Source organism: Methanocalculus taiwanensis, assembly GCF_024372745.1.
GTDB lineage: Archaea > Halobacteriota > Methanomicrobia > Methanomicrobiales > Methanocorpusculaceae > Methanocalculus > Methanocalculus taiwanensis.
Window position 1 is genome coordinate 92,351 of sequence record NZ_VOTZ01000001.1, and the last position, 20,037, is coordinate 112,387.

The following is a 20,037-nucleotide window of genomic DNA, read 5'->3' on the forward strand; positions in this document are numbered from 1 at the left end:
CTTAATCGTAAGATAGAAATGACATCAGGACACCATCACTCATCATATGAATGATATTCATGAGGTTTCAATAAAGAATTTTCGAGCCATCGATGAGATATCATTTACACCAAAACGTATCAATATCCTTGTCGGTCCAAACAACAGTGGTAAATCATCTGCTCTCGAGGCAATTGCATTATTAAAATCCAGTGAGAACAAGTGCGAGGATTCGCTGGGAGTCTATGTTTTAGGAGAGATTATTGATAAATATTCAATGGATTACCTTTTTCACGATATTGAGAAACCTATTGACATTTCATATAATAACAGTTCTATTTCGATACGTTACTATTCAGAGGGATACCCAACAGATGGGAGTGGAGCTTTAATTCGAGAGTATTTCAACGAAATAACACAGGATTATTTTAATCAACCCGACACTATCAATCGGATTCGGTCACGGTTCTTTCAGGAGAAAAGATCTCGATCAACGAATTCACAGAAGATGCAACAATTACGGCTTGACGGATCACTTCCATCAGATAGTCAGCGTCGATTACATTATGAGGATGTGGAAACTGAGGATGATGATGAGCGATTAGAGAATTATATCAAAAATGTGGAGAAGAAACTCGAATCACATCTATACCATAAGAAGAAGATTGTAATATCCGGGTTTTTTGAGAAATCACCCATTTTTCTTTATTTAATTCTTGAAGACGAGAATATGAGACTAGTGCGGCAGCAGGAAGAGATATTCGATTTTATGAGGTATCGGATTAAGAATTTTCATGCAATATATTCTCATACACATCAATCAACAGGCTTTGTAAGCGATTACGATACAGATTGTCAATCAGGCAGGGTCGAGGAACTCCATGATAAAGTGGTTCGAAAGAACCTGATCTCCGAATCTCATCATCGCATTATTTCTAAAATACCCTATATCGAGGACATACGAAAGACGGATGACGGACTTTTTGTTTCATTACGCGGACAGAACCGGATCATTCCATTGTCATCAATGGGAGATGGATTCAAATCGATGCTTAAGATTTTTTATTTAAGTGTCCTTGCAAAGAACGGCGTGATCACTCTGGAAGAACCGGAGCTGTCACTCCATCCGGGATATATCGAAATGCTCGCCGATGCAATCTTCTTTTGCTCGAGTGATACACAATTCTTTATTTCAACCCATTCCAACGACCTCATTCAAAGCCTGCTTGAGGTTGCAGACCAGAACAACTGCCTCGATTCAGTCCAGATCATCAAAATGCATCCACGGCTGGATACTCATACAATAGAGGCAGAAGAGATACCCGGAGCAGAAGCTCTCGAAGATATCGAGACTATCAATATTGATCTCCGGGGGATCTGAATTGATTCGCCCTATTTTATGTGAAGGGAAACATGATTGCTGGTTTTTGGATGAAGTAGTTCAGCTGGAATGTTCCATAGATCCACTCTGTATCCATAAGGATCTGGGAGAGTTTCAGAAATGCTATCGTTCGGATTACCATTGTTCAAAGCATAGCTGCATCATTCTCTCTGACAATGGACATGAATTGATGGACAAATATGTGCCGGCAATCATGGGTTTCTTCGGCACCAGGATAATGAATGTGCATTTTGTCATCATGAAGGATGCAGACTACTCCGATCCTGCATATTTACTCACAACATATTCAGAATCCATGAGCAGGCTCCTCCAAACAAAGAGAAGAAGAGACATTTCTATCGAGCATGATCCGGCAGATCGTATCATATCAATGGTTTCTGATAGAGATGATCGTTTTTCCTTCCATTTTCACTTCATATTCATCCCTCAGAGCCTCGAAAAGGCTATTGTCGAGAAGTCATTAGAGATGTATCGATCATTTAGCAGAAGCGGAACGGCGATAGTGAGTGAGGACCCTCACAAAGCACTGAATGATATTGCATGCCATCAGGGTTTCCATGACAAAGAGGCGCTGATTCGACATGCGGTGAGGGAGCGATGGTTTCGTGATGAAGACTGGTATACAGAGCTCATACGTAGGATGACAAGCAGGATATAAACACCGGAGAGACAATCCAGATTTAGAATCAAGAGGGGTTGAACGGATGAGAGTTCTAATGTCAGTTAAACCCAAATATGCAGATAAAATTCTTGTTGGCTCTAAAAAATTCGAGTTCCGAAAGGTAATCTTCAGACATCCTGATGTCCATGAGATTGTCATCTATTCAAGCAGCCCGGTCAAAAAGATTGTCGGTACATGTACTATCCGATCTGTGGTTGAAGATGATCCTCTCGCCCTCTGGGAACATTGCAAGGAGGCAGCCGGGATAGGTGAGGAGGATTTCTTCTCATATTTTGAAGGGAGGAAGAGAGGATATGCCATTGAGATTGGAAAGACAGACCCCCTTGAAAGACCGGTTGATCCGAAGGTCTGCGATCCGGAGTTTATGCCCCCCCAATCATTCCAATATGTGGATGATGCCTTCTATTCAAAGATCAAGAACGCAGCATGACCAAGAGGGGTTTTAAATGGGCGTATAGATACACTCAGGTTTTGTTGCCGGGTAGTTGCAGGGTAGTTTCACTTCGAACACTTTTCAACCCTATTTGCCCCTTATTTCAAAATCAAACCGAACTCCTTGTTGCAGGGGCATTTCGGAGCAATATTTTCGCACCTCTGATCCCGGTTTTCACCCTCGCAATGGGCTCAATGTGATGTTGCCGGGTGGTTCCACATAAACCACTATTCCCCCTCATTTTAGCCGGTTTCAAATTTTAACGAGAATCCTTGTTGCATAGAATTCTCCAGGCGGCAATTCCACATTTCCATCCCGTTTTTCAACCACACAGTGCTGCCCGTTTTTCGTTGCTATTTAGTTGCTGGGTGGTTGCAGGGTAGTTTCACTTCGAAGACTTTTCAACCATATTTGCCCCTTATTTCAAAATCAAACCGAAATCCTTGTTGCAGGGGCATTTCGGAGCAATATTTTCGCACCTCTGATCCCGGTTTTCACCCTCGCAATGGGCTCAATGTGATGTTGCCGGATAGTTTCACATAAACCATTATTCCCTCTCAGTTTGCCCGGTTTCAAAATTTAACGAGAATCCTTGTTGCACAGAAAACTCCGGACGCCAATTCCACATTAACATCACGGTTTTCAAGCACAGAATACAGCCCTTTTCGTTGCCATTTAGTTTCCGGGTAGTTGCAGATGAACCCTTAATTCGCCCATATTCCACTCTTTTTCAAAATTCATGGGAAATCCTTGTTGCAGGAAGATATTCCGCCACATTGTTCCTCTCCATCATCACATTTGCCGTCTTTAAACCCTCCGGATTCAATCAATCCTGTTCATGGAATGAGAAATAAAAGTCTTTATCGTTGGTGGAGAGAGAGTAATCTTTCAGATTACCCAGATAGGAGTGTCATTGCAGATCCATCCTGCCGATCCATCTGCCGATCTCTCCTCTACAATTCAATCGCACAAAGCAAACCAGGTAGCAACTCCATGAACCATAACGGAAACCATATCGAATCCCGGCTCTGGGCAGCAGCCGATGAGCTGCGTGCCAACTCCAAGCTGAAATCGTCCGAATACTCTGTTCCTGTTCTCGGGCTCGTCTTCCTCCGGTATGCCGATCACCGGTTCCAGGAGGCAGCAGCGAGGATCGAGGGCGAAGGGAGCGGAAGCAGGAGGAGAAAGATCGGTCCTGACGATTACAAGGCAGAGGGTGTCCTCTACCTGCCTGAGGAGGCACGATTCAGCACCCTGATGCGGATTACGGAGGGCTCCAATATCGGAGAAGCAATCAACGAGGCGATGCAGGCAATTGAGATTTGGAACCCGGATCTGAAGGGAGTGCTCCCCCGGAACTACAAGCGCTTTGAGAATGCCCTGCTGATGGAACTCCTCAAGACGATGAACTCGGTTCCGATGGATATAGAGGGTGATGCTTTTGGGAGGATCTATGAGTACTTCCTCGGCAATTTTGCAAGGGCAGAAGGGCAGAAGGGAGGGGAATTCTTCACCCCGCTTGCACTTGTCCGGCTGATCGTTGCAATCATCGAGCCGTTCCATGGGAGAATCTATGATCCCGCCTGCGGATCCGGCGGCATGTTCGTCCAGAGTGCCCGGTTTGTCGAGGAGCACCGGAATAATCCGGGTACCGAGCTGAGTATCTTCGGGCAGGAGAAGGTCGAGGAGACCGTCCGGCTTGGGAAGATGAACCTCGCCGTCCACGGGCTTTCAGGGGATATCCGCGAGGGGAACGCCTACTATGAGGATCTCCACAAATCACCCGGAAGATTTGATTTCGTGATGGCAAATCCCCCCTTCAATGTGGACCGGGTGGATAAGGAGCGGTTGAAGGATGATCCCCGGTTCCCCTTCGGGCTCCCCCGTGTTGATAACGGCAACTACCTCTGGATACAGATCTTCTATAGTGCACTCAACGAGAACGGGCGGGCGGGCTTTGTGATGGCGAACTCCGCATCCGACGCCCGCAGTTCCGAGTGCGATATCCGGCGGCAGATCATCGCCGACCGTGCCGTCGATGTGATGGTCGCCGTCGGCTCGAACTTCTTCTATACCGTCACCCTTCCCTGCACCCTCTGGTTCTTTGACAAGGCAAAACGGAAGACCGACCGGGCAGATCAGATCCTCTTCATCGATGCACGGCATATCTACACCCAGGTCGACCGTGCCCACCGTGACTGGACACCTACCCAGATCGAGTTCCTCGCCAACATCGCCCGCCTCTACCGGGGCGAGGCGGCAGAGAACCTCCATGAGAGTGCGGAGCTGATGGCTGAGCACTTCCCGGACGGAACCTACATCGATATCCCCGGCCTCTGCAAGGTGGCAACCATCGGGGAGGTGGAGGCACAGGGCTTCAGCCTCAATCCCGGCCGGTATGTCGGTGTAAAGGCACGGGAAGAGGATGACTTCGACTTCAGGGAGCGGCTTGAGGAGCTGAACGAGGAGCTGGAACTGCTCAACCTAGAGGCGAGGGAACTGGAGCAGCGGATCGCGGAGAATGTGGGGAAGCTGCTGGAGGGGGAGTGATGGGGGAATGTCCAATTGGTTGGAAAAGGGTTCCAATTATTGATCTATGTGCAAAGCACACAGATTGCGTCAATCGCACAGCACCAATTGTAGATTATGAAACACCATATAAAATGATCAGAACCTCAAATATAAAGAATGGTTTTATTGATTGCGAAAATGTTCGTTATGTAACCGAGGAAATTTTCAAGAAGTGGACACGTAGATTAATCCCAAAAATGGGTGATATTATCTTAACTCGTGAAGCACCTCTTGGAGATGTGGGGAAAATACGGACAGAAGATAGTATTTTTCTCGGACAAAGACTTTACCACTTTCGCGTTAATCCAAATTATCTCAATGAAGATTTTTTACTATATTCCCTTTTAGCTGATGATTTGCAGGGACAAATCCAAGGTTTTGGCTCTGGTGCAACCGTTGAACATATGCGTTTAGCAGATATTCCTAATCTGACAATTAATATACCTCCTATAAAGGTACAGAACAAGATCGCCACCATCCTCTCCGCCTATGATGACCTCATCGAGAACAATACCCGGCGCATCAAAATCCTTGAGGAGATGGCGCAGAACCTCTACCGCGAGTGGTTCGTCAAATTCCGCTTCCCCGGCCACGAGCACGCCCGGTTTGTGGACTCGCCTCTGGGGCAGATTCCGGAGGGGTGGGAGGTGAAGAGCATGTTAGATATCGTTGAGGTTCGACCACGAATTCCTGTTCCCAAATCGGAAGAAATTATTTTTGTTCCGATGGGAAGCCTTGCAGAAAATTCAATGTTAATTGAAGGTTTTGAGATTCGAGACAAACCAAGTGGAGCCCGCTTCCAAAATGGCGACACCCTTTTTGCGAGAATAACTCCCTGTCTTGAAAATGGTAAGACCGGATTTGTTCAATTCTTGCCAACTGATGATACTATAGCTTGTGGATCAACAGAATTCATCGTTCTCCGTTCTAAAACGGCCTGTCCTGAGTACGTATATCTAATGTCAAGAAGTGATACTTTCCGAGATCATGCAATCAAGAGTATGACTGGAGCAACAGGGCGTCAGAGAGTTACAGAAAAATGCTTTGAGCAGTATACATTGGCTCAGCCCCCTGAATCTGTTCTGAAGCAATTTCAGGACATTGTTCAACCACAATTCAACTTGATTTATTCATTAAATAGAGAGAATCAAAACCTCCGCACCACCCGTGACCTCCTTCTCCCAAAGCTTATCTCCGGTGAGGTGGATGTCTCAGATCTGAATATCAGAATCCCCGAGGCTGCCATGACATGACCACCCCCGCCGATCTCACCATCCTCCTCCAGGAGGGCGAAGGCGTCACGCTCGAGTACAAGGAGCGAGTAAACGACTCCTTCGCCCGTGAGCTGGTCGCATTTGCCAATACCGCCGGGGGGCGTATCCTCCTCGGTGTGCGGGATGACGGGACCGTGAAGGGTTTTCCTGATACCAATGACCTCCGTGCCAGAATTCAGGATATCGCCCGGAAATGCGATCCCCCGGTGAAGATTGTGCTTGAGCGGATCGGCGAGGTGACGGTGGTGACGGTCCGGGAGAGTACTGAAAAGCCGGTCCAGTGCAGTGACGGCTTCTTCTGGCGGCTTGGGGCAGTCTCGCAGAAGCTCTCCAGAAATGAGATCCGGGATCTCTTCCAGCAGGAGGGGGCGATCCGGTTCGATCATGCGATAAACACCCGGTTCTCCTATCCGGAAGATTTTGATACCGATAAATTCAGGAACTGGCTTGGAAAGAGCAGCATCTACCGGGACGGATCGGTCGAGGATATCCTCGTCAATATCGAGGCGGCAGAACGGTCCGGCGGGAGGTTGCTCTTCAGGAACGCCGGTGTCCTCTTCTTTGCAAAAGATCCCCGGCGGTTCTTCAACCAGGCATACATCACCTGCCTCCTCTTCAAAGGAACCGTGAAAGTCCATATCCTCGACCGGAAGGACTTCGACGGCGGCATCATCGCGGATATCGAGGATGCACTCCGGTTCATCGAACGAAACACACGGACCGCCTACCGGATCGAGAAACTCCAAAGGGAGGATATCCCCGAATACCCGATGGCAGCACTCCGGGAGGCGATCACAAACGCGGTCATGCACCGGGACTGGTTCATCGAAGGTGCAAATGTCTTTGTCGAGATCTTCAGTGACAGAATCGAAGTCTCAAGCCCCGGCGGGCTCCCAAAAGGGATGCAGGTTTCCGATCTCGGCAATAAGAGTGTCCGGAGAAACCCGCTCATCGCGGATCTCCTTCACCGGATTGCCTATATCGAAAAGGCCGGGACAGGAATCAAGCGGATGCGGGATGGTGCAACATCGCTTGGCTATCCTGCGCCTGAATTCACATCGGGGAGCTTTTTCTCTGCGATATTCTCTCCAATGCCGATTGGCGATAAGGAAAAGACCGGTGAGGAAACACGCAGGCACCCCGCAAGTACCGCGCAGGTACCCCGCAAGTCACCCCACAAGTACCCCACAAGTACCCCACAAGTTCTCAGCCTGTTACATTGTGCATTAGATGATTCTTCAGCTTCTGAACTACAAACAAAACTCAATTTGAATGATCGTGTTCATTTTCTCAAGGACTATCTCAAACCAGCTCTTGAGCAAGGTCTGATCGAACGAACAATTCCCGATAAACCACGCAGCCCCAAGCAACGGTACCACACTACAGCCACCGGACGGGCTCTTATCGGAGTGGACCATGAGGAGAAGAGCGGGGAGAAAACACACAACTACCCCGCAAGTTACCCCGCAAGCACCCCACAAGTACCCCACAAGTACCCCACAAGTACCCCACAAGTTCTCAGCCTGTTACAGTGTGCATTAGATGATGTTTCAGCATCTGAACTTCAAATCAAACTAAATTTGAATGACCGCGTCCATTTTCTCAAGGAATTTCTAAAACCAGCTCTTGAAAACGGTCTGATCGAACGAACAATCCCAGATAAACCACGCAGCCCGAAACAACGGTACCGCACCACCGCTGCCGGACGTGCACTTATCGAAGCAGCTCAGGAGGAGGAAAGTTGACACCGGCAGGGTATACAGAGGATGCCCTCGTTGAGCAGCCCGCCATTGCAGTCTTCAGGGAGCTTGGCTGGGAGGCGATCAATGCCTATGATGAGTTTGATCATGGCGTGAGCACCCTCAGCCGGGAGACGAAATCTGAAGTCATTCTGAAGACATATCTCCACAATTCCCTGCTCCGGATCAACCCTGATGCCCCACTTGAAGCGATCCATGAGGCAATTGCCATCCTCACCCAGGATCGCTCCCGGATGAGCATGGCTGCCGCAAACCGCGAGATCTATTACCTGCTGAAGAACGGTATCAGGGTGCCGGTGGCTGATCCGGAGAGTGGGGGAGAGACGATTGAGCTTGTCCGGGTCATCGACTGGGAGACAGTTTCAAATAATCACTTCCTCCTCTGTTCCCAGTTCTGGGTCACCGGGGAGATGCATACCCGCCGGGCCGATCTGGTGGGATTCGTCAACGGTCTTCCTTTCCTTCTGGTCGAGCTGAAAGCCGCCCACCGCAGACTTGAGACGGGGTTCACCAGCAATATCCGTGATTACAAAGACACCATCCCTCAGCTCTTCTGGCCAAATGCGATGATCATCGTCTCAAACGGAAGCCAGAGCAGGGTCGGCAGCGTCACCGCAGGGTGGGAGCACTTTGCCGAATGGAAGAAGGTGGGGAGCGAGAAAGAGCCGGGGCGGATCTCACTTGAGACGATGCTTCATGGGATCTGTGAACCCGCCCGGCTCCTTGATATTGTCGAGAACTTCATCCTCTTTCAGGAGATAACAGGCGGACTTATCAAGCTGGTTGCAAAGAACCACCAGTACCTGGGTGTCAACAATGCAATCGATGCCCTCACCGACATCCGGGAGCGGGATGGAAAGCTCGGTGTCTTCTGGCACACTCAGGGGAGCGGCAAGAGCGTCTCGATGATCTTCTTCTCACAGAAGGTGCTCCGCAAAGTCCCCGGTAACTGGACATTTGTCATCATCACCGACCGGCAGGAGCTTGATAATCAGATCTATGGGAATTTCGTATCAGCAGGGGTTGTGACCGAAAGCAGAGCCCAGGCTGGTAGCAGCCGCCATCTCCGCCAGCTGCTCACCGAGGATCACCGGTACGTCTTCAGCCTCATTCACAAGTTCAGGACCGAAAAAGGTGAGAAACATCCGGTACTCTCTGAACGGGGTGATATCATCGTCATCACCGATGAAGCACACCGGAGCCAGTACGACACCCTTGCCATGAATATGCGGACTGCTCTTCCGAATGCAGGTTTCCTCGCCTTCACCGGCACCCCGTTAATCGTCACCGAAGAGAAGACCCGCCAGGTCTTTGGCGAGTATATCAGCGTCTATGACTTCAAACAGTCAGTGGCTGATGGTGCGACCGTTCCGCTCTATTATGAGAACCGTATCCCGCAGCTCCAGCTTACAAACGAGAACCTGAATGTGGATATGGCAGAGCTCCTCGAAGATGTCGAGCTTGATGAGGCACAGGAGAAGAAGCTTGAGCGTGAGTTTGCACGGGAATACCACCTGATCACCCGGGATGACAGGCTCGAGGCAATTGCACGCGATCTCGTCGATCATTTCACCGGACGGGGATTCCGGGGCAAGGCGATGATGATCGCAATCGACAAGGCGACCGCCATCCGGATGCATGACAAGGTCAGGAGATACTGGGATACAAAGATCAGTGAACTTGTTGCAGAATGTAACAGAGCTGGGGGTGATGATCGAAAAGAGCTCCTTGAGACGATCGCCTGGATGAGAGAGACGGATATGGCGGTCGTCGTCTCGCAGGGTCAGAACGAGATCGCGGATATGGCAGAGAAAGGGCTTGATATCCGCCCCCACCGGAAACGGATGGTTGAGGAAGATCTTGAGAAACGCTTCAAGCGTTCAGACGATCCCTTCCGGCTGGTCTTTGTCTGTGCAATGTGGATTACCGGCTTTGATGTGCCGAGCTGCTCCACCCTGTACCTTGACAAGCCGATGCGGAACCACACCCTGATGCAGACGATTGCACGGGCAAACCGGGTCTATCCCGGAAAGGTAAGCGGGTTAATTGTCGATTATGTCGGGGTGTTTCGGAATCTTGAGAAGGCTCTTGCCATCTATGGTGCAGGTGGAGAGGGCGATACCCCGGTAGAAGATAAAGCTGCCCTCGTTGCCGCCCTTGAGCATGCTCTCTCTGAAACCCGGAGCCTCTGCGAGGATCATGGTGTCGATATTGATGCGATACAGGCTGCCGAAGGCTTTGGCAGAATCGCCCTGAAGGATCAGGCGGTGGAAGCCCTCCTTGTTTCAGAAGAGGTCAAACGCCGTTTCCTTGACTCTGCAAATACCGTTCAGCGGCTATATAAAGCGGTGCTCCCCGATCCGGATGCCAGACGATTCGCCGCCCAGGTCTCACCGATCCGTTTCATCGCAGACGCAATCCGCTCGCTCATCCCGCCTGTTGATATCTCGAATGTGATGGAGCAGGTGGAGGGGCTGCTTGACCGCTCCATAGCAACCGATGGCTACTTCATACGGGAGGCAGAGCAGCCATATCAGGATGATCACCTGATAGACATTAGTAATGTTGACTTTGATCTGCTCACACAACAGTTTAAAAAAGGGAAGAAACGGACGATAAACGAGAAGCTGAAGGGACAGGTTGTTCAGAAGATGATGAAGATGGTCCGGCTCAATCGCACCCGGATGAATTATCTTGAGCAGTTCCAGAAGATGATCGAGGAATACAATTCCGGGAGATTAAGCGATGATGAGCTCTTCCACCAGCTCGTTGCCTTCACGAAGAGCCTGAATGAAGAGGAACAGCGGACGGTCAGCGAGCAGCTGGATGAAGAAGAGCTTGCCATCTTTGACCTGCTGACAAAGCCGATGATCGAGCTCTCAGCTGCCGACCGAAAGAGGGTAAAGGCAACCGCCAGAAAACTGCTTGCCACCCTGAAGGAAGAGAAGCTGGTCCTTGACTGGCGTAAACGCCAACAGACGCTATCAGATGTCCGGCGGACCATCAGCAAGATGCTGGATGAGTGCCTGCCGGATGCCTATACCCCGGAACTCTATGAAGAGAAGACGATCGCAGTCTTCCAGCATGTCTATGATGCGTATTATGGGGCCGGGCAGAGTGTTTATGCGGGGGGGTAGGGAAAAGATGAGAATCTTTGACAATCAAAAGGGAATTGGCGCCACAAGTGAGCATTTTTACACCGCCATTGACAATCTTACCGATCCAGAGATTCGGGAGTCAACGACTCCCGAATTATATCCGCCACTCATTTATCATCGCCCATTTCTTCTGAGTCGATTATTGCTCTTAGATCAGAAATATGCACTTCAGTAAAGTGGATACTCTTCTGTTTGCGTGCTAAAGTAACCTCCAATCTACATCCTTTCATATTAAGAAATAAATCCTTTAATTGCATCTTTGATTGATTTGCATGTCTAAACATCGCACTGTGGTTAGGACAAAGAGCGAGATAATTTTCTTTATGATGTTTCTTTAAATCTCCCAAAAATTGAACTGTTTCAAAATAATATTGGTTATCATCCAATTTGAATGGAAGTTTACTTTTACAAATCTGGCAAATCATATCACCATCTATATTGGTATAATGATCAAGGAGGTAGGGTTTTGCTTCTTCCTTAACGGGAGGTAGGTTCACAGATACAGAGCGTTCTCGGGTTTCTTTTTCTTTTTCAGGAGCGTTTTTACTTTTATTTTTAACTAGTTCATATCGCCTTTCCGGATTGGGAGAACTTTTCGTTGGCAATTCGACAATTTCTTCCCCTTCCTCATCTTCAAAGGACTGAGATGACCGTTCACTAATTGCTTCATCGACATTTTGCGACAAATCCTCGGTATAATCTTTAGAGTTAACCTGACTTGATAAAATTTTGTTGTCCGAACTCTCGATTATAGTCTCTTTCTCAAAATATTCAATTGGAATGAGAGTGGTTTCATGTTCTCCACTAATGAGATCTTTTTCTCTTAACCAATCTTTGACCTCGTCAGGACATCTCCAATTATTCGCAGATAATTTTTGTATGCAATAATTTTTGTCCTCATTAAGTACAAGTTCAATGAATTCAGTTAGATCTCCAGCGGTTTTATTTTCAATTTCACCTAAAATGATTAGCTCTCGTGCTATTGCTCTGGAAACGCCAGGTTTAATATGTTTATCAGGTTGATTTAAAATCAATAATGTTTTAGATTTTAGATCCCAGTATGCAGAATGCTGCTTAGTTATCTTATTGGATTTCAGTTGATATTGTATCTCTAAGTCAGATATTTCGAATTCCTGTGTTTCAAGAAGTAATTCAACTGCCTTATTGTCGACCAATTTTTTATATATCTCATCATAATATTTTTCAAAAAGCCAGGCGAGAATCAGAATTTTGGCAGATGGTGTAAGGTAGTGGGGCTTTGAACAGGGTCCAAGTACATTCTTCCTCACAATTGATCGTTTTACCACTTCGGATATGTTCTTAACTTCAAGCGATTTATACAGCAAATCCCAATATGAGCGAGCTTTATCAGAAGGATACCAGACAAAATGAATCTCAGGACCCTCGAAAATTTCTTTGAGGTCACCATCATCAGGTATATATACCAAATCTGGTGTTTCAAAGGTAGAATTTGTAGTCCAAATCTTTACTTTTCTTTGAAAGTCATTCCACCAAGAGGGACGTATAGCAAGATTAGAGATTTTCTGTAATTCATTGTAGATCTTAGGTAATAACTCTGGATAATCTTGACTTTGACTAATCATTTCTTCCTGAAGGCGCAACAATCTATTGGCAAAACATTCGGAATCAACATCGCTCTTTACTTCAAGTATGTTTACAAAAAAGTCTTTAAATTTCGGATAGTATTTTTGGAGATAATTGTAATCATCCTCAAAAACCTGGCTTCTATCCCTCCATATCACCTGATCCTTCGACACCCATTTCCCATTTGTATCATTCAATGGAATGAAAAATAGTTTTTCACTTTCGAAACGTTTTTTCAAATCAGGAGGGAAAGAGGGAATACTTGATAAACGCCTGTAAATCTTTTCGATTACTTCTATAGATATATCACTTCGAGTGGATAAAGAACTTAAATAGTCCACAAGATCTACAGATGTTATTTCTGTTCTTACCCCAAGAAGTTTAAAAACTTTTTGAAGATTATCACTAATTTGCCCCTCATAGTATGGAACAGAATACTCAAAAATCTCAATTATTCCTGCGGATTGAATAAAAACATCGTTTGGACGATAAAATCCCTTTGTTGTTGGGAGCCAACTCTTCTTTTTGAGTTCTTGAAGCAATTCTGAATTAAAAGGCTTAGGAATACAAGAGTAATAAAAATAATAAATTATTAATTCTTGCCAGGGATATTTTTGGACAAAGGAAGATGTTGTAGCTGGCTTTTGATTCTTAAGCCAAATTAATAAACTTTTTGTAAAAATTTCTTTTTGGTCATTATTTAAAAATGTGAAATATTTAAGCATTTCAAAAGGTTTCCAATTAATAATTTTTTTTCCACGTGTTGATCTCACTTTTTCCGCACATTCAGCTTCATAATCATAACCTAATGGTACTAGTTGATCCTTTTCCAAGGAGAGCGTTACCATCAAAGGAAGGGGATAGAAGTTCACTCCAATATTCTGGAAAAAATGAGTGATTGAATCAGAAGTATCGTTCGTTTTCGCAAAAGTTACATAATAATCTGAAAGTATCTCCAGATTATCCCTTTCTTCATAAGTAGTAAAAATATTCTGCCATCCGGCCTCTGTATCTAATTTCATGGGTGGTACTATTGCCTGTAATCCAGGCTGTGATTTCACCATCGATAACAATTTTTTTTCGCCATTAAAAATTATTATTGGGATATTCCGACTGATTAAAAGTGAACCAAGATTTTCAGAAAAATAAAGAGAAGCGTTGATTATTTCATCATCACTCATCCCTTCGAAATGATTATTTACCCAATTTAACGAAATTTCGTTTATCAATTCCTCATTAAGGGTTTGAATCCCCAATGTATCCTCTATCCAGCGGCAAGTTTCTGTCTCCTGTAGAATTTCATTAAAAAAATCAGCACTTAAAAATCTTAGATCTATATGAATAAAATCAGGGATATCATTAATAAACGACTTTAATTCTTCATTACAGGGATAATAAATTGCTTCTTCCTCTTTACTAAACCATTGCAACCCATCATGGGTATCCACTGGAATAATCGGGCAATGAGATACATCGATCTTATGTGAAGCAAAATATTGATAGCATCTCAATAGCCAGTTAAAATCATGATTCTTTATCCAATCCACATCTCTGAAGAATTCTTGAATAAACTCATCTGGGTAAGATTCTACCCCAAGTGCTTTTAGCTGTTTGTTATACACCTGGATACCTTCAATAACAACACGGTGTGTATACAATGACTTGGGCAAATCTGTTTCGAATAAAAGAGAACGTAAGTCCTTAGATATAAGAAAAGCTTCATTTGGCTTGACCCTTTTTCCACCAGGCTCAGTGAGGATAATTGCCATACCCTTGAGAGCGTCAATGATTGACTCTATTGCAGGTTGAAAAAAGTCATCAGAAGTATTGAGGGGTATAAATTTGTACAAAGATTTGGAATATTCATCCATATCAAGAAACTTATCGAATGCCTTCACAAAGACCTTCGGGACGCAACTAATGAGCCATTTGTTCCATGGGTCGTCAACATGAACATCCTCTCTTGATGAGATGAGTAAAAAGTCAGCATTTAATAGGAATGGAACTTCAGGAATTTTTTTAACTGGGAGATAGGCAAAAAATTTCCCATCTCCAGTAGAGTCATCATCAAGAGGAAATGCAATAGATATGCTACTCTCATGGCAATTGCTACGTTCTTCAGAAGTAATCTCAATAGGTTTATCAAAAGAATCTGTACAAAGAAGGAATCTCTTTATACTCGAATTTTTCTTCCCATCGTTACTAATCTCTTGAATTGTACTAATATAATAATCATCAATTACCTCTTTTGTTAAAGAAAAGATGGTTTCGCCGTCAAGCACAACCGATATATTTTTTAATTTATTTAAAAAAAGAATGCTATTTGGATCAAATTGAAGAAGGTTCTCTTTCATGTCATCATATGAAAGATCTGTTTTGTCGAGTGGCAGTATGATTGTTGTAAGAGATGGATCAATAGTTTCTGGAATACAATCAACCCAATATGGTAAAACCATACCTATCGTGCCATCATTTTTATTGGCGGGTAAACAAAAGTGATAGCCATTTGAAAAAATATGTGGATTGTCAGTAGCACGAAAAACAGATTTAAACCCTATTCCTTTCTCTCCAATAAAGGCACGGCTATTTCTCTTTGGAGAGACACCCGCTCTGCATATAGACTTTACATCCTCCTTGGTAAATCCAGTTTCATTTTTTTCTATTATGAATGCACCCTTAGATCCAAGTGAAGATGTGGGATCATTTTTAACAAGTTTGAAGCAGAGTGAGGGATTATTGGATTGATAATTTGCATCATCAGCATTTTGAATGATTTCAAATAAAAAATGAAAACCACTCTTAAAAATACGAGTAGATATTTCTTCTAACATATTATTTAAGTCCTCTATGGTATCTGGATCAGCCTTTCTTCTATTTCTTATCTCTTGAATATGCTCATATTGCTCTGAGAACACCAATATCACATCCTCCAGAAAAAATCAAGTGATTTCATTAGAGATACCACACAGCTACAAATTAATTAACAATCCAAACACCACAGGCTCAGCGGTGATATCTCCACTATCCCTATCTTTTTCAAGATCCTTCATTCGCAGCTCAAAGTCCTGTTCAGCTCTGGCCAGCTCACTCGTCTTCATGATCTGAATTTTATTATTCGCAGTTCCTTTCAACTGGTTTTCTATTACCTGACGGCGGGACTTGTGACTGGCTTTTAGACTTTGAATTCGATATTCAACCTGCTGCCGGTTTTCATCAATATGTTTGGCGCGAGCTGCAATCCATTTTGTATAATGTCGTTTTTCCAGCACATCGAAAACCGATGAATCAATATGATCGTTAAAGTCTGAACCTTCGGCAGTTTGAAGAAGGGAGAGTATTTTTTCCTCAAGTATTGGATCTGTTGCAACCGGAACAATCACATCATCAGGTTTGACACCCTGTTTTTTCCAGTGATAGACACCAAATGGATATTGACCCGGAGACAATTCCGTGTCCTGAATTGTAAGAGCGGTATAAACAACCTGTTGATGTTCCTGATGAGATGCTGCTTGTTTGATCAGGGGATGAAGGACTGAGAGGTACGTGATTTTTTCATCCTCTGTTGCAGCCTCCTGATCAAATGTTACTGGAAATACAGGATTGTCTCCCTTTAACCATTTCTCCCACATTCGAAAGATTGGATCAGATTTATGAGGTATTCGGATATAATCCTGGAGTAGGGCTGCTCTTCCATCTTTATTCACTCTTAACGTTTTTACTGCCTTTTCTCCGAGCAGATACTCACCTTCTCCACCAAGACGCTCCTTGAGATAGCATGTAACAGATCGTTGAATTGCTTCAGCAGAGAGCCAATAACTCTCAGCAGACTCAATATCCTGAAGCCAGGTGCTTTTTGGAATATTAAGACCAATAAGCTCAGCCTCTTTGGATTCTAACTCCTGTTCCTCCTGAATACGACGAACCATATTGTCTGAAAGTTGACGAAGCCTCCTTTCCATTTCCTCATTAGTTAAAGTATATCTTTCAGCTATTTGGTGGATCTCTCTCGTAATATCTCCTAAAATCTCCTCACTTCCACCAATTGAATGTTCAAAAACACCTATTCGTAACAGACACCGATTGTAGATTTCAGCCTCAATTGTTCCAGAAGTAATAAAGTTAACAATTGCCACCGATTCGCTCTTTTGTCCATATCGGTCAATCCTTCCGATTCTTTGTTCAATCCGCATTGGATTCCAGGGAAGATCGTAGTTTATCAAAAAGTCGCAGAATTGAAAGTCAAGACCTTCACAACCAACTTCAGAGGATAGCAAAATGTCAATTGCCAATGGATCTTCCTTTGGCAATCCAAATCTATGTCTGATTTCTGCACGCTCGTCATCGGGAACATCACCATGAATCAATCCATAGCGCAGAGTCGTGTTTTCGACATTTTTCGCAAGATATGCAAGAGTATGACGAAATGTGCTAAATAAAAGAATCTTATTGTTTGGCAACGTATTTTTATCTTCTATTACCTTTATGAAGGCCTCCAGTTTTGGATCATAGGGATCTAATTCTCGAGCTTGAACGATGAGATTCTGGATTTCAGAACGAAATTGAGATACAAGCTCAGGATCAGGATCAGAATCACCATCAATTGCTTCAGCATATTCAATCTTGTTGAGACGTCCATTGAGCATATCCTCAAAAAGTGGTACCAAACCGTAAAAGCAACTGGCAACCTGACGCCGAATCATCGTCATCATGAATGAAATATTTGAATTATCATGGCTATACGCTAACATTCTTTGAATAAGATCAAGTAGAGTATCATGCAACTCTTTCTGAGAAGGCGTACATTCAATTTCGATTGTTTCAGGTTTTCTTACAGTAAATTCGCCAATATCACGCCTGCGGGTTCGATTGATCAAAGAACTGAATGTATACAATTCTTCAATAGAGCGTATTAATTGAACCCGATCAGCATCAGTGAGGTTTTCTTCGTGTAGATTATCATATATCTTCTGGAATTCAGATGATTCCCGGATAAACTGTGAACCCCAGGCGGTTTGAGCCACTTGATTTAAACAGGCAAGAGCATTTTTATTCCAATCATTCTCCCCTCTCCGACAGTGCTGAGCAGCTTCGTTAATATAACGATTTGGCTCTGCCATCATGTCAAAACTCGATGAATCGATGATCAAATCTGGACGCAGGACATTAAGAAGAGTGTTCAAATCCTTCCTCCCTAATTGAACGGGAGTCGCTGTGAGAAAAATTACCGCTTCTGCGTTATCACAAAAATACCGAATTCCCTGATGCAAGCATGTATCTGAATTTCGAATATGGTGAGCTTCATCTACAATAACCAGATCAAATTTTGGTGGTTGTGAAAGAGAGAATAACCCTTCTCTGTTTCTCTTATTTTGATTAGAGTTGCCAAATAATAATTTTTTATCAAAGAGAGAGAAGGGCATAATTACTTTAGAATACTGTTTTGGCCATTCATCATCCAGAGTCAATTCATGAAGACAATGTCTAAGTAAGTTGCTATCAAGAGAGGTAAAGGATTCATCAAATCTCTTCATCTCATAATACCATTTCTTTTCAGTAACAAGAGTCCGGGGGCAGATGATTAAAATTGATGAGATATCCATTCTTGCCTGTAGCTCTTTAATAATAAGCCCCGCCTCGATGGTCTTTCCCACGCCAACCTCATCTGCGATTAATAAACGAGGTCGATCAGATCGAATCAACTTCAATACCGGGCGGTATTGATACGGGACAAACTGGATTCTACCCTGACGCAACGAAAAAAGGTTGTTAATTGAAGGAGAGAGTATTTGAAGATTGGTCAAATAAGATTTTACTTTCTCTGCATCAAGAATTTCCTGAGTCGTTTCAGACTCAGAAACCCGTTGTAACTGGCTCTCATAATAGGTAACCGTTCGAGAATCCTGAAATACCTTATATCTACATTCACCATAGCCCGGAATGACTTCTAGAATTGGACATTTAATTTCTGTATTTGAACGAAGGGAGACAAGATCCCCTCGCTCAAACTTTGGCTTATTACTATCTACATCCGCTTTGAGAGCAGTAGCATTTGACACTAAATCAGTAGTATTATTCAGTTCTGAGCGTTTTTCGAAGGCTATAGAGATAATTGATTGTTTTTGTTCATTTATCTTTTCAAGAGAGTCTTCCGATGCACCAATTAATTTGAGGAGCCTCTCCAGTGTATCGGCATCACGGAATAAATCCTCTTTTGGTATTTCTTCTGAGGAGAGATGGGCCCATTTATTTCGGACGGTTTGTAGTTCTTTTACCCAAGAGCGTCCTTCTGGGGGAAAGGAATACAAATTTGATATATCATACCAATTTCTATCTAAGATCCTTAGTAGTGCGGCAAAATCAAGTTGTTTAAGTGAATTATAACCCCTTTCTTCAACAAATCTCTGCTGTTGAAAGCTTAGATTGTCAAATACATTTTCATTCCACCAGTCAGTTGAAAACTCAGGGAAACTACTCTCTAAAAAAGAAGCTAATTCCACTGTTGCAATCTGAAAGAGAGCCTGCAATTATTATCCCCCAAGCGACATTATAAGTTCAATTTTTTTTATAAAAAAACTAAACTGAATTTCTATTAACAGATGCAGAATCTACCCCTTCAAAGAAAAATCTTCCGTTATTACATTTGAACTCAATAACTCCTTAACCACGACATGGTAATTCAGGTGAGAATTCTTTTTCATTCAATATCTGTGATAAATGGCCATATCCATCCACATCAACCTGCGTGCTACCTACCCCGCAAGTACTCTCTACCGCACACCTCTATCACCCGAAGCGACCATACTCAGCCCAGGCAGGTTATATCAATTAACGGACAGCTATGAGCGGATAATCGCTCTTCGATACCGGGATTCAGAGCAGGGCGGTCCGCGAAGGGAGTTGATTTGAATTGTTGAGCTGTTTCTTAGTTGTCGGTTAGTTCACACCTATTGCCTTTCATACCCCAAATTGGTCAATATGCCTGCGATTTCCAATTTTAAGCAGTTTCTTAGTTATCGGTTGGTTCACACCTAATGCCATTCATACCCAAAAATGGTCAATATGCCTGCGGATTCTAATTTCAAGCAGTTTCTTAGTTGTCGGTTCGTTTCCAGGCAGTTGAACCGAAGTGAGAAGTTCCCGTAAATGCACAATCAGAAAGAAGCAGAGGAAGAA

At 44.2% G+C, this 20,037-nt stretch carries 9 protein-coding genes; 7 read left to right on the plus strand and 2 right to left on the minus strand.

Annotated elements, in window-relative coordinates; genetic code table 11:
• Nucleotides 1-46: 46 nt before the first annotated feature.
• From FTO68_RS00380 to FTO68_RS00410, 7 genes are all read left to right on the plus strand, one after another.
• Nucleotides 47-1,360, plus strand: a complete 1,314-nt coding sequence (locus tag FTO68_RS00380; RefSeq protein ID WP_255331366.1) for an AAA family ATPase — start codon at nucleotides 47-49, stop codon at nucleotides 1,358-1,360.
• A gap of 190 nt (nucleotides 1,361-1,550) precedes the next feature.
• Nucleotides 1,551-2,039, plus strand: a complete 489-nt coding sequence (locus FTO68_RS00385) for a hypothetical protein (RefSeq protein ID WP_255331367.1) — start codon at nucleotides 1,551-1,553, stop codon at nucleotides 2,037-2,039.
• A 58-nt stretch (nucleotides 2,040-2,097) separates the two neighbouring features.
• Nucleotides 2,098-2,493 carry an ASCH domain-containing protein gene (locus FTO68_RS00390; RefSeq protein WP_255331368.1) on the plus strand — a complete coding sequence of 132 codons (396 nt, stop codon included), beginning with the start codon at nucleotides 2,098-2,100 and terminating at the stop codon, nucleotides 2,491-2,493.
• Nucleotides 2,494-3,489: 996 nt separating this feature from the next.
• Nucleotides 3,490-5,046, plus strand: coding sequence for a type I restriction-modification system subunit M (locus FTO68_RS00395; RefSeq protein ID WP_255331369.1), 1,557 nt, complete (start codon nucleotides 3,490-3,492; stop codon nucleotides 5,044-5,046).
• The gene (locus FTO68_RS00400) at nucleotides 5,046-6,320 is read left to right on the plus strand and encodes a restriction endonuclease subunit S (RefSeq protein ID WP_255331370.1); all 1,275 of its coding nucleotides are present in this window, start codon (nucleotides 5,046-5,048) and stop codon (nucleotides 6,318-6,320) included. Before FTO68_RS00395 ends, FTO68_RS00400 begins: the two co-directional genes overlap by 1 nt.
• The gene (locus FTO68_RS00405) at nucleotides 6,317-8,086 is read left to right on the plus strand and encodes a Fic family protein (RefSeq protein ID WP_255331371.1); all 1,770 of its coding nucleotides are present in this window, start codon (nucleotides 6,317-6,319) and stop codon (nucleotides 8,084-8,086) included. Before FTO68_RS00400 ends, FTO68_RS00405 begins: the two co-directional genes overlap by 4 nt.
• A complete protein-coding gene (locus tag FTO68_RS00410) occupies nucleotides 8,083-11,238 on the plus strand; it encodes a type I restriction endonuclease subunit R (RefSeq protein ID WP_255331372.1) in 3,156 nt (1,051 codons plus the stop codon). Before FTO68_RS00405 ends, FTO68_RS00410 begins: the two co-directional genes overlap by 4 nt.
• A 128-nt stretch (nucleotides 11,239-11,366) precedes the next feature.
• Here the strand turns inward: FTO68_RS00410 and FTO68_RS00415 are convergent, their stop codons facing one another.
• On the minus strand, nucleotides 11,367-15,779 hold the full coding sequence (locus FTO68_RS00415; protein ID WP_255331373.1) for a sacsin N-terminal ATP-binding-like domain-containing protein: 4,413 nt from the start codon (nucleotides 15,777-15,779) through the stop codon (nucleotides 11,367-11,369).
• A gap of 54 nt (nucleotides 15,780-15,833) precedes the next feature.
• Nucleotides 15,834-19,388 (minus strand): DEAD/DEAH box helicase, encoded by a 3,555-nt coding sequence (locus FTO68_RS00420; RefSeq protein WP_255331374.1) that lies wholly within the window; start codon nucleotides 19,386-19,388, stop codon nucleotides 15,834-15,836.
• Nucleotides 19,389-20,037: the final 649 nt, after the last annotated feature.

What these genes read in the sequence shown, in the direction of transcription:
- FTO68_RS00405 (WP_255331371.1), top strand. Translation starts at nt 6,317, where the DNA reads ATGACCACCCCCGCCGATCTCACCATCCTCCTCCAGGAGGGCGAAGGC.
- FTO68_RS00385 (WP_255331367.1), top strand. Translation starts at nt 1,551, where the DNA reads ATGGACAAATATGTGCCGGCAATCATGGGTTTCTTCGGCACCAGGATA.
- FTO68_RS00390 (WP_255331368.1), top strand. Translation starts at nt 2,098, where the DNA reads ATGTCAGTTAAACCCAAATATGCAGATAAAATTCTTGTTGGCTCTAAA.
- FTO68_RS00380 (WP_255331366.1), top strand. Translation starts at nt 47, where the DNA reads ATGAATGATATTCATGAGGTTTCAATAAAGAATTTTCGAGCCATCGAT.
- FTO68_RS00400 (WP_255331370.1), top strand. Translation starts at nt 5,046, where the DNA reads ATGGGGGAATGTCCAATTGGTTGGAAAAGGGTTCCAATTATTGATCTA.
- FTO68_RS00395 (WP_255331369.1), top strand. Translation starts at nt 3,490, where the DNA reads ATGAACCATAACGGAAACCATATCGAATCCCGGCTCTGGGCAGCAGCC.